The sequence below is a fragment of the Anabaena sp. UHCC 0253 genome (genome assembly GCF_009712085.1).
Lineage (GTDB): Bacteria > Cyanobacteriota > Cyanobacteriia > Cyanobacteriales > Nostocaceae > Dolichospermum.
In genome coordinates this window covers 1-12,659 of the sequence record NZ_VILD01000018.1, presented here as the reverse complement: position 1 = coordinate 12,659, position 12,659 = coordinate 1, and the positions used below count along the sequence as shown (strand labels likewise).

Below are 12,659 nucleotides of genomic sequence, written 5' to 3'. Positions count from 1 at the left end.
AGAAAAATTACAAAATGTTGCAGAACAGCGACAACAGCAAATTATTGAGAATTTAGAAGAGTCTGGGGAAGAATTTACATCACAGTTTTCCGGGTTACAAGCTGATGTACAGCAACAGCAAATTACTGTTCTAGAGAATTTGCAAAAGTTAGAAATTGATGCTCAAGAACGTAAAGAGATCATTCTCAAAGAATTAGCAGAAATTACACCCCCCCCAGCACCAGAAGTATTACAACCACAAATTTCTGTTAATGATTATCTACAAGAAGCAGAAATGCTATTTTCAGAGAAACGTCATGAAGATGCTTTAGCTATTTATGAACAAATCATTAAAATTGAACCTGAAAATCCAGAACATTGGTTAAAACGGGGAATAATCCTCAACAGATTAAAACGCTATAAAGATGCGATCGCCTCTTATAATCAAGCTATTAAAATTAATCCTGAATATCATCAAGCTTGGTGTGATATTGGTGTAGCTTGTGGAAATTTAGAAAAACATCAAGAGGCTTTTAACTGTTTTGATAAAGCTACTAAAATTAAACCTGATGATGGAGTTGCTTGGGTAAATCGTGGTTTATCTTTAGTAGAATTAGAACGTTATGAAGATGCAGTTGCTTCTTTTGATAAAGCTTTAGAATTTCAGCCCAATTCTCCTAAAGTTTGGGATAAACGAGGTTACACTTTGGTAATGTTGGGAGAAGATGATGAAGCAATTACCAATTTTGACAAAGCACTAGAAATTAAATCTGATTATTCTAGTGCTTATTATCATAAAGCTGCTTGTTATGCACTACAAAGAAAGGTGGAATTAGCTTTAGAAAATCTGCAAAAAGCGATTGAAATCAATCCTAGTTATCAAGAAGATGCTGCAACAGATATTGATTTTGATGATATTAAAAAAGAGCCTGGTTTCCAAACTTTGATTCAGGGTTGATGTGAAGAAACCCAAATTCTCAAGGCTTGTATTGGGTTTTCTCGTGTTAACCCAATCTACAATTTTCTGAGTCTAATCATCTTCATCATATATGTCTGCTATGTAATCACACTCATAATTACCTTTGATTTCCTGATTAAAAAATTCACCAATGGAATCTGCTGAATGAAAATCTTCCCAAGTTTCCGCTTCTACATCAAAGTATTGGTAAACTTCACCACTTTGAAATTCTACTTGCAAAATTTGTGAGTCAGCATCATAACCGATCGCATATGCTATGGATGAATTAACCGGTAGCATGGGAATTTCTTCTTCATAGGGTATGGTGTCGGAAATTACCTCATTGAGTTGTTTTAAGCCTTCGTAAGCTTCTAGTGGTGCGGGAATTTGTCTGAGTTCAAATTCGTTGCCTTTATCGAGTAATAATTGCAAATATCCATCAGTATGAGCGATCGCTAATAAACTGCTTAAATCCATTTTAGATAGCTTCATTGCTTTCCTCCCTATAGGTAGATGAAATTGAAAACCAAATTTGTATAGTACAAAATTACTATATTAGTTTTTGGCTGTCAACTATAGATGGAGGTACTTTTCGCTAAAATGTAAGTATGAGAATATGACTTCTAATTAAAAGTATCACATATTTTCCCTACAGGTTGTATAGTGACTAATCCAGTTTCCCTTAATAAACACTGCACCTCAGAGGTTTTCAAAACTTCTGCAAATTTTTCTCCAATAGGTTCTCGACGGTTATCTCTGAGATAAACTACAGCCAAAGGATAAGCTAAAGGATAGCTTTGACTGATAAATGCTGTCATATTAGGAACATAGTTTCCCTTATCGTTGCATAAGTCTGTTTGTTGCGGAGTTACGGGTTTTCCATCTTTTTGAATCAGAGGATAAACTGAACGATTATTATCATCAACTATAGCTAGAGGATAAACGGAACATTGTCCAAAAACTTTACTCAAAGAGTCAAAGCTAATACTACCAACTTTGGGATTATTATTTTCAAAATCTTGAATTACGGCTCGGAATGTTGCAAAAGATTGTAACTGTGTAATTTGTTGGGGATCTTGCTTAGTTACTATGTTTTCTGGTTGTGGTTTTTCAGGAATTAATCGTCTAAAATTATTGATAGCTTCTGGTGTTTTCAGAACTTGCTTTTCAAAGTTTTCTACTGCGTCATTATTAGCAGGAATATATAGTTTAATTGGTAAATTAGGTCCTCCTAGTTTTTGCCAATTCGTAATTTTGCCTGTATAAATTTGGCGTAATTGTTCTAAAGAGATTTTTCCATTTAAAGCTGTTGGTAAACTCTGATCTCTGCCTTTTTTACTAAAAGCTACAAATATGACTAAACCATCATAAGCAAATTCTTGATATCCCAATTCAGGATGGCGCTGAAAGTTAATTAAATTGGTAACTCCAAAGTCGGCTTTCCCTGATTTAATAGTAGTTATTAAATCCGATTCAAATAATGTTTGATCGTATTTTAAATTTAAGTTTGGGGCAATTGTTTTAAGTTTATCTTCTAAATTTATCCCTCCTGGTAATAGAGTTTTTGTAGTGATTATATAACTCCAAATATCATTTTTTGACGATGTATATGTAAATTGACCGTTAGGAATTCCTGATACTTGTTCAATAGTTTTAGGAGATTGATTTGTGATCACTTGTTTATTTTGGTTTTTAAGTATCAGCCAAATTATGCTTGTTAATAAGATTATACCCAGTCCACCAAAAATCCAAAATTTGAGATGTTTGAAATTTTTCTTATGCTCTGGCTTTGGGATTGATTCCTCTTCCAATAGGCGGTTATTGGCTATTAATGTATGAAAATATGGTAAATTGTTGCGAGCTATTTCTGCATCATCAAAATTACCATAAATTAAATTTGTAATAAAATCTTTAATTAAGGGATCAACAGTATTAGGTAAATTCTGAGGATTGGCAATTTGATCATTACCTGCTAATAAGTATAAGCAAGTTTTGCCTAAGTCTTTTAAATCCTGTTGAGGAGAATAGTGAGGAGATTTGCTATCAGAACTAATAAATTGATCTTCCCATAAAGCCAAGTCACAAAGATAGATGACAAATCCTTGGAAACTGGTAGATATGAGTAAACTATCCAGATTTAAATTTCCGTGATAGGGTTTCCAATTTACCGCACCAGAGGGTAAACGAAATTTTTGAGTATGTAGAAATTGCAGACTTTGAAGAGCCTGATGAAGCACCCTATAAACTTCTATACTGCTCATTGCTCCCGTCTGGTTTAGATAGCTGCGAAGGGTAGGAAAACTGTAAAAATTACCTTTAAAAATTAGGTAACAACGTTGTTCGTAAGCGATCGCTTCCCAAGGAGTAATCAAGCGAAAATCTTGAATTCTACCATCTGCTAATTCTATTCCAGAAATCCGCTCAAAATTGTATTGGATATCTGCAATATTTTTATTCAGATTTTTATCTAGAAATAAATATTCTTTAATAATGATGGGCTGACTATCAGGTAACTGAATTGCTTGGTAGAAATACCCTTGTCCCCGGTATTCTAAAACATTCTCTATTTGATATTTACCACGATTACCTAAAATTTCTGTTTTTGGTTGTAGGGGTGGATAGAGTATTTGATCGGGAAGAGGTGAAGAAGAGGGAATTAAAGCAACTTCTTGGCCTGCGCTCAGACTTTCTGACTCTTGTGCTTTTTTCTTCCCAGTTAATTTATCATAAGCATCATCAAAGGTGGGAGCTTGAATATCTAATTCCTTTGCTAAGAAAGGAAAAAACGATCTAATCGGTGCTGGGATAAACCTTAATGCACTACTGGTACTATTAGTAATAAGATTACTGAGCCTACCAGCCAAATTACTAGTACCTCTAAGCTTCAGTTCTTTCCCAATGTTTTTTGCTATTTCCTGGGGATTTTTTTTAGCCACGATAGTTCCTTTATCTACAAAATATATATATACAGCAGGAGTCAGGAGTCGTAGGGGCGAAGCATTCGGAAAATAAACTTGGGAAAAAACCGATAATTTATTGCCCGAATGCTTCGCCCGTACAGGCTTTGTGTATAAGTTTCAATTTAGATTCTGTACATCATTGATCTGCAAATCTGCTGTAATTATAATTATTCTTAAAGAATGATTGAAAAGTATTAAGTTATACCTGTGATTACAAAATTACGTAAATTTATCAGCTTAATATATGTATTAAGAACTGATATTTACTTAATGCTTTGAAAATACCCTCTTGACAAAGTACAGAAAGCGGTTGTAGTCAGTAAATAGTCGTACTAAATAAGTACATATGCAAAGAAATTTTTACACTTGCTCCAAAGAGATTAGTTATTAGAGTACACTGTATTGTGTAATTTTTGCACCAATACTTCTTACTGACATCTTGCACTAATAGCCTCCAGTCGTGAACTAAAGTTTCGACTAGAAGCACAAACCAGTATAGACTGGTAAGCATCCTGATCAGAGTTAGCTAAAGCTAACTTTAGCTATTAGTCCGAAAAGACTAATTGAACAGGAAATAAGATGTAAGTTTAGCTACTTGTTAGCGACCAGACACTTAATAGAGGATAGCTACTGATGGCATTAGATTATTTTGCCCCTGGAGTATACGTTGAAGAAGTAGATCGCGGCAGTCGCCCCATTGAGGGCATTAGTCTGAGTGTCGCTGGGTTTATTGGTTTCACCGAAGATGTCCGTGGTGATGCCGAACTTTTCAAACCCATCATGATCACCAATTGGGAGCAATACAGACAATATTTTGCAAAGCCTGACTCTGATGGATTTACAGACTTTGGTGCTTATCTCCCCTTCGCTGTACAAGGCTGGTTTTTGAACGGAGGAGGACGTTGTTGGATTACCAGTATTGGGACAAAACTCCCTGGTTCAGAAACTCCAGAACCCAAAGATATTGCTACCAAAGTGTTTACCTCATCAGGTAAGCCGTCTTTAGCTTTTAATATTAAGTCTCAGACACTCGCACTCCCCCCAGGAGAAAGCGATACAGAATCAGATGATAGTAGCGCCTTAGCTATTACCAGTCGGATTCAGGTGATAATCACCGATAGTAAACCCAAAGAACTAGAGAATGGTGGCAAACCTCCAGTAGATAGCGGTGAATACTTCACAGTCACTATCAAAGATGGCCCCGACGAGCTAGAAAAATATGAACATCTGATCAACCAGACAGAATCCCAATATGGGGACTATGTGATCACGGCTGTTCAGGAATCTCAATATGTCACCATTGAGAACTTAGCTACTGCTGGTGGACCATTGAGCCGTCGTCCTCGCAATGGTCAATATGAAGTTACCAGCGCCCCTCACATCACAGAAAGAGGCGATGAAATTCGGGAATTGCAAGGGCAAAAAGGCGATCGCCAAGGGATGCAAGGCAACTTTGAAGTAGACGACATCGCCATCATTGCCTGTCCAGACCTGATGCTACTTTACCAAAAGAACCTGATCAACTTAGATCAAGTTCATGGTGTCATGGAAGCCATGATTAGCAACTGCGAAAATTCCTTCCCAGGACCAGCCTTCCGCATGGTAGTCCTAGATGCACCACCCGTCAAACCTGGTAAAAATAACAATCTAGCCGTTCCCCCAGAAAAACAAACGCCTCAAGATGTAGCCGAGTGGTTAAAGCAATTTAATCGCCGTTCCATGTTTGGCGCTCTTTACTATCCTTGGATTCAAGTGGCTAACCCCAGAGATAAGGGCAAACCCATATTTGTCCCCCCATGCGGACACATGATGGGTATTTGGTGTCGGACAGACGAAGATCGCGGTATCTTCAAAGCCCCAGCAAACGAAACCCCCCGTGGTGTTACTGGTATTGCCTACGATACCAACATGAGAGAACAACAACTCCTCAACCCCCAAGGTATCAACTGTATCCGTAACTTTAGTAGCTACAGCCGTGGCTTGAAAGTTTGGGGCGCTCGCACCTTAGTTGAACCAGACAATATTCAATGGCGTTATATTAGCGTTCGTCGCTTAGTTAGCTACATCGAAAAATCTATTGAAATAGGCACTCAATGGGTAGTATTCGAGCCAAACGATATGGATCTTTGGGAACGAGTCAAACGTACAGTTAGCACCTTCTTAGAAAGGCTCTGGAGAGACGGAGCTTTATTCGGTTCTAGCCCAGCCGAAGCATTTTATGTCAAGTGCGATGGCGACATCAACACCCATGACACTATGATGCTAGGTCGTCTTTATGTTGAAGTTGGAGTTTCACCAGTCCGTCCTGCGGAATTTGTAATTTTCCGTGTCAGTCAATGGTCTCCTAATGAGTAATTTCATTAGTTTTTAAGCATTTTAACTGGGGACTCTGACAACAGATTTCTAACCTGTTGTTACCCCAATTAGTTTTTGCTTTAACGTCACAATACTACACCCATAAATAAAAATTCTCATTCATAAAGGATGTGAAAAATGACTGAATTAAAACCAATTCCAACCAGTAGATTCTACGTTGAATTTGACGGATACACAGAAAAACTAGTTAAAAGTGTCACAGAAGTCAGCTTTACAGGACAAACATCTGGACACGAAAAACCCCTAGCCTCAACTAAAGACGGTAAAAGCCTATGGCAAACCACATCTGGCGGCTATGAAGAAAACCCCAACTTTACCATTGAAGTTTTTTTAGTCGAAGGAGACATGGAATTTTATAACTGGATGAAAGCTACTATGCCAGCCAGTGAAGGAGGAGATGGTAAATGGTCAGCAAATCGCCGAAATGGTTCTATCGTTGGTTATGATTCCGAGGATAAAGAAGTTTTACGGTGGAACATTACTAACGCCTGGATTAAATCCTATAAAATGGGAGAATTATCCGCTGAAAGCAAAGACCTAGCCTTTGAAACTTTTGAAATGGTTTGCGAACAAATTAACCGTGTTAAGTAATGATTGCTAATGTAAGTTACTAGTTAGTTAAGAGAGGCAAAAGTAAGTAATTACCAATTATCCTTTCAACTTTAGATAACTAACAACTTCAATTACTCAACGATTTAATTAAGTTTAGGAGTTAAATATGGCATCTGGTGAAATTCTTTCTTGCTCCAAATTCTACTTTGAACTTGATGGCTTAGATGATTTAATTGTTAAGAAAATTAGCGGTATTGCAATTACACTAGAAACCGCTGGTGATAAAAAACCTATTGGTGTCGGCAAAGGTGGCAAAAGCCAAATGCAAGCTACCGTTACTGGTGTTACTAATGGCAAAATTACTGTAGAGTTTGTCAGCACTGTTGAGGATAACCGCCTCATGACATGGTACGAAGAATCACACTCTGAACCCATTAAAGGTGGTGGGACAAAAAGTAAAGGAGCGCGCAAAACTGGCTCGATTACTCTCTACAATCAAGGGGGTGATGAATCAGCCCGTTGGAACTTGAAAGGGGTAATGCCACAGACTTATAAATCCTCCAAACTAGAAGCAGGTAGCACTAATTTAGCTACAGAAACCCTAGACTTTGTTTACGAAAATATGCACCGCGTTAAATAAGTAAACAACTATCATTCAGGAGTCAGGAAGTAGGGGCGCAAAGACTGCGCCCAGTCAGGAGTCATAGAGTTTTTAATACCTGTGAATTAAGCCTCTGTACTTCTGATAAAATTTTCTGTACTCCTGTATTCTTATTTTCAACATAGCTAAATTTTGGAGGAAGTAAAATTATGGCAGCACCAAAATTTGAAGTTCTCACCAATTCTCGTTTTTATTTAGAAATTAAGCTCAGTGATATCCCTGGTTCTAAAGACGAAATAGATGGTTACTTCATGGAATGTCAGGGTTTTCAACGCACTCAAGAAGTAATTGAAATCGTTGAAGTCACTCCTCAAAAATGGGGTAAAAATGAAGATGCTAAATTTGGGCGGCCAGTCCGCACAAAAATTCCTGGTAACTCCAAACATGACAACATCATTCTCAAACGCGGTTTAACTATATCTCTCACCATGTGGAACTGGTTAAAAGCAGTCGAACAGGGAGAATGGGCCAAGCAAAAACGAGATGGTGAATTGATAGTTTACGATCAAGGAGCAGAAGAACAAGCTAGATTTAGATTTACAGGAGCATGGCCTACAAAATATAAAATTGCTGGCTTCAAAGCCGGTGGTAACGAATTTGAAATTGAAGAAGTAGAATTAGCTATTGATGAATTTATCAGGGTTAAATAAAATCAGATGATAGAAACGGAGTTTGAATTTAACTTAATTAAAGGATACATAGATAACGACGGAAACGTACACCGGACAGGGGTAATGCGGTTGTCAAGAGCAATAGATGAAATTGTTCCCATGCGAGACCCTAGAGTTAAATCTAATCCAGCTTATGCAACAGTAATTATCCTCTCCCGCGTAATTACCCGATTAGGAGCATTAGACGATATTAACCCCACCGTTATTGAAAATCTTTTTGCTGTTGACCTTAGTTATCTCCAGAAATTTTATCGTCAAATCAATGGATTAGATGAAAATAATGAACCTCTATAGTCATCTAATACCACAGGACAGAATTAAGAATTAACACAATTAAAAATTAAACATAGAAAAATGTTTTATCCAGAATTTTCCTTTAATCTCCCTAAAGGATTTATTGACTCTAATCATCAGATTCATCGTCTGGGAAAAATGCGTGCTACCACAGCCAAAGATGAAATTATAGTTCAACAAAGTTCTCAAGTCCAAGAGTTTTCGGAATACGGTATGTTAGTAATGTTATCTAGAGTAATTACCAATTTAGGTAATATTTCTCAAGTAACACCCACATTATTAGAACAACTACTTTTAGTTGATTTCATGTATTTACAAGATATTTACTATCAAATCAATCAACTGGGAGGAGATTGGTTAACAGAGGGGGAGCTTTAGGCTACCCCTTAGATAAACTATATCAAGAGGTAGCCTTTATTGCCCTTTACTTTCACTGGACTAGAGAAGAAATTTTGAACCTAGAACATAGAGAAAGATTGAGGTGGGTAGAAGAAATAAAAAAATTGATTTAATTAGTATTGGCTTTTAAAAAAAATCAACTACCAAAAATAAAGTTTATCACTGAAATCAAAAAATCACCTGAATTAATAGATCCAAAATATTATGAAATCCTCCCATTTTCCATCTTGGTATTTGTCTTTAGTTACTTGTTTTTGTGGCATAGTTCCAGCTTTATCTTCACCAGCATTAGCTCAAATCAATCCTGCTAATGATGGCACAGGAACAGTAGTTACTCCTAATGGTAATCGGTTAGATATTAATGGTGGTAAAACTTCAGGTGATGCTACAAATTTATTTCACAGTTTTGATAAATTTAATCTGCATCCTGATCAAATCGCTAACTTTCTTTCTAACCCACAAATTCGTAACATTTTAGGAAGAATAGTTGGTGGAGATGCTTCCTTAATTAATGGATTAATTCAGGTTACTGGAGGTAATAGCAATCTATTTTTAATGAATCCCGCTGGATTCATTTTCGGTGCAAATGCTAGATTGAATGTTCCGGCTAATTTTACCGCCACAACAGCGAATGGAATAGGATTTGGAGATAAATGGTTTAATGCCTCTGGTGTTAATAATTATAGCAATTTAATGGGCGATCCTAGTGCTTTTGCCTTCACAATGGAAAAACCAGGAGCGATTATCAACGCTGGTAATCTTGAAACCTTTTCCGGTAAAAATATTACCTTATTAGGCGGTAATGTAATTAATACAGGCACTATTTCCACACCCCAAGGACAGATAACTCTGGCCGCTGTTCCCGGCAAAAATGTGGTTCGTCTAACTAGTCCTGGACATTTATTAAGTCTTGATATTCCCATTACAGCTAATGGTAATTTACCTAATGATTGGACAGTACCTATTAAGTCATTACCCGATTTATTAACTACTGGTAGTGCAGGCTATGATGTGGGAGTAGTTGTTAATAATGATGGTACTGTTAAACTTACTGTTAATAATATTAATATCCCCAAAGAAACAGGAACAACTATTGTTTCTGGGAAGTTAGATGTTTCGGGAGAACAGGGAGGAAAAGTTCAAGTTCTCGGTCAAAAAGTAGGCATAACTGGAGCAGAAATCAACGCTTCTGGGAATAATGGTGGTGGAACAGTATTAATTGGTGGAGACTTTCAAGGTAAAGGTACAGTTCCTAATGCTGATGTTACCTTTGTTGGTGAAGATGCGACTATTAAAGCTGATAGTTTAAATAATGGAGATGGTGGGAAAGTCATAGTTTGGGCAGATAAAACGACTCGTTTTGATGGTAAAATTTCGGCTCAAGGTGGTGCTACTGGTGGTAATGGTGGTTTTGCCGAAGTTTCGGGAAAAGAGAATTTAATTTATCAAGGAAATACTAATTTACAAGCTTCCCAAGGTGAAAAGGGAACGTTACTTTTAGATCCTAAAAATATAACAATTAATACAGGACAACCTGATACAATTTCTGCTAATGATCAATTTGCAGAAAACCCAACTGCTGATGCTAACTTTACTCCTAATAGTATTAGGGACGCTTTAAATGGAGCGAATGTAGTTTTACAAGCAAATAATGATATAACAGTTGAAAAACCAATTGATTCCTCTGGTAATGCTAATGCGGGTGATTTAACTCTACAAGCAGGAAGATCAATTGCTATTAATGATGATATTAAACTCAAAGGCAGTTTCTCTGCAACAGCTAATGATTCTGGTGCTACTTCTGCTAACCGTGATCCTGGTGATGCAACTATTACTTTAGCAAGTGATAAAACTATTGACACTGCTACGGCGAATGATAATATCACCCTGAAATATGGTAGTGGCACAAATGCTGCTGCTATGAATTTATCGGGTGATCTTAATGCTGGTACTACTGGTAAAATCACCTTAGATACTACTAACTCACAAGCAATTAATGTTAGTGGGCAAGTGAATGCTGGTACATTAGAAATTACTAATAGTAGTGGGACGGCTTTCGCTAATCTTGTCAATGTTGGTACTTTGGATATTCAAAATACAACTGGCACAGTTGACTTTCAAGATAATACTACTGTCACCACTGCATTAACAACTGCAACTCAACCATATAATATTTCTTTTACAGGTACAAATAACACTATTGCTGGTAATACAATTTTTTCCAATACTGGAACTATTACATTAAATAATACTACATTTACCGGAGGAGTTAATACAACTGCGGCATCTGCAACAAATATTGCGGGTACAGTTAGTACAACAAATAATCAAATAGATTTAGGAAATGTTACCCTTGCAGCTAATAGCACAATAAATAGTGGTAATGCTAATATTAACTTTACAGAAAATGTTAATAGTGAGGTTGGACAAAACCGCGAATTAATAGTTAATAGTGGAACAGGAACTATTAATTTTAGTCAATTAGTTGGTAATACCCAAGCACTAGGAAATATTAGTCTAACTGGTGATGAAATTGATGTAAATGACAGTGTTTTTGGAGTGGGAAGTATTACTCTTAAACCATTCACAGCTAATCAAGCGATCGCTATTGGTAATGCTAACAACACAACTGCATTGGATCTTACTCAAGCAGAACTAAATAGATTACAAGATGGTTTTCCCATCATCAATATTGGTAATGCTACTAGTGGCAACATTACAATTAATCCAATCAGTTTTCAAGATCCAGTCACAATTACATCTGGTAGTGGTTCAATAGCAGTTAACGGAAATATCACAGGTACAGATAATGCTTCCGTTACCCTCATAGGTAATACTACCCTCAATAACAATAGCAATATTTCAACAACTAACCAAAATATTACAATTAATGGTAATACAACTCTGGGCAGTAATGCGAGCATAAATACGAATACAGGTGCAGGAAATATTAACCTCAACGGAATAGTTACTGGGAATAATAACTTAACTTTAGCAGCAGGGACAGGTAATATAAACATTACTAATAATGCTAGTAATATAGGCAATCTAACAGTTAGTAGTGCAACAAATGTGAATACAAAAGCGATTACTGCTGGCAGTATTACACAAACAAATGGAACTGGAACTACTACATTTGACGGTGCAATTAACACCAATAATATTAATGGCATTAATTTAACTGGGAATAACTTCACCTTTAATCAAGCAGTAACAACTACGAATAATGGTGGAGTTAGTATTAATAGTAGTGGGGCTACTATATTTGACGGTACAATTAACAGTACAGGCATTAATCTAACTGGGAATAACTTCACCTTTAATCAAGCAGTAGAGACTACAAATAATGGTGAGGTTACTATTAATAATAGTGGCAATTTAACTATAAATAGTGCATCAGATTTCACCCTAGATGGTGCATTTTTACAAATAGGAGCAGGTGCAGTATCCTTAGCAGGAGATATCAAAACCACCGATGATAATATTGCCTTTAGTAGTCCATTAACATTGACAGGAACTGTACTATTAAATCCGGGAACAGGAACTCTATCATTTTCCACCTTAGACGCAGGTGGTCAATCACTAACCTTAAAAGCAGGAGAGATTGATGCTACTACCATTGTTGCAAATTCTGGTGCAACTTTAACCTTAGAATCAGCAACAAATAGTCAAGCAATAAATATTGGAGGGACTAATAATACAACAAATTTAGATTTAACTGATAGTGATTTGAGTGCTTTTCAAATTGGTTTTAACACATTAAAAATTGGTAATAACAATACAGTTGCTAATATCAATCCCGTTAACTT

11 protein-coding genes are annotated in these 12,659 nt (G+C 36.6%); 9 read left to right on the top strand and 2 right to left on the bottom strand.

Annotated elements, in window-relative coordinates:
* On the top strand, nucleotides 1-937 hold a 937-nt coding region (locus FJR38_RS26815), incomplete at its 5' end, for a tetratricopeptide repeat protein (RefSeq protein WP_168540598.1).
* 72 nt (nucleotides 938-1,009) lie between these two features.
* Here the strand turns inward: FJR38_RS26815 and FJR38_RS26810 are convergent.
* On the bottom strand, nucleotides 1,010-1,429 hold the full coding sequence (locus tag FJR38_RS26810; RefSeq protein ID WP_168540596.1) for a KTSC domain-containing protein: 420 nt from the start codon (nucleotides 1,427-1,429) through the stop codon (nucleotides 1,010-1,012).
* Between the two features lie 131 nt (nucleotides 1,430-1,560).
* On the bottom strand, nucleotides 1,561-3,873 hold the full coding sequence (locus tag FJR38_RS26805; RefSeq protein ID WP_168540594.1) for a substrate-binding domain-containing protein: 2,313 nt from the start codon (nucleotides 3,871-3,873) through the stop codon (nucleotides 1,561-1,563).
* A 657-nt stretch (nucleotides 3,874-4,530) separates the two neighbouring features.
* On the opposite strand from FJR38_RS26805, the gene FJR38_RS26800 reads away from it, so the two are divergent.
* The 8 genes from FJR38_RS26800 to FJR38_RS26770 all read left to right on the top strand — a co-directional run.
* Nucleotides 4,531-6,252, top strand: coding sequence for a phage tail sheath C-terminal domain-containing protein (locus FJR38_RS26800; protein WP_168499215.1), 1,722 nt, complete (start codon nucleotides 4,531-4,533; stop codon nucleotides 6,250-6,252).
* A gap of 138 nt (nucleotides 6,253-6,390) precedes the next feature.
* The gene (locus FJR38_RS26795; RefSeq protein WP_168499213.1) at nucleotides 6,391-6,864 is read left to right on the top strand and encodes a phage tail protein; all 474 of its coding nucleotides are present in this window, start codon (nucleotides 6,391-6,393) and stop codon (nucleotides 6,862-6,864) included.
* A gap of 127 nt (nucleotides 6,865-6,991) precedes the next feature.
* Nucleotides 6,992-7,465, top strand: coding sequence for a phage tail protein (locus FJR38_RS26790; protein ID WP_168499211.1), 474 nt, complete (start codon nucleotides 6,992-6,994; stop codon nucleotides 7,463-7,465).
* A 170-nt stretch (nucleotides 7,466-7,635) separates the two neighbouring features.
* Nucleotides 7,636-8,136 (top strand): phage tail protein, encoded by a 501-nt coding sequence (locus tag FJR38_RS26785; protein WP_168499209.1) that lies wholly within the window; start codon nucleotides 7,636-7,638, stop codon nucleotides 8,134-8,136.
* Between the two features lie 6 nt (nucleotides 8,137-8,142).
* Complete coding sequence (locus tag FJR38_RS26780; RefSeq protein ID WP_174764141.1) at nucleotides 8,143-8,451, top strand: hypothetical protein; 309 nt, start codon at nucleotides 8,143-8,145, stop codon at nucleotides 8,449-8,451.
* Between the two features lie 60 nt (nucleotides 8,452-8,511).
* Nucleotides 8,512-8,829, top strand: coding sequence for a phage tail assembly protein (locus tag FJR38_RS26775; RefSeq protein WP_168540592.1), 318 nt, complete (start codon nucleotides 8,512-8,514; stop codon nucleotides 8,827-8,829).
* A complete protein-coding gene (locus tag FJR38_RS29460; protein WP_371418306.1) occupies nucleotides 8,805-8,963 on the top strand; it encodes a DUF6760 family protein in 159 nt (52 codons plus the stop codon). The genes FJR38_RS26775 and FJR38_RS29460 overlap by 25 nt, the downstream gene beginning before the upstream one ends.
* Nucleotides 8,964-9,054: 91 nt before the next feature.
* On the top strand, nucleotides 9,055-12,659 hold a 3,605-nt coding region (locus tag FJR38_RS26770; RefSeq protein ID WP_168540590.1), incomplete at its 3' end, for an S-layer family protein.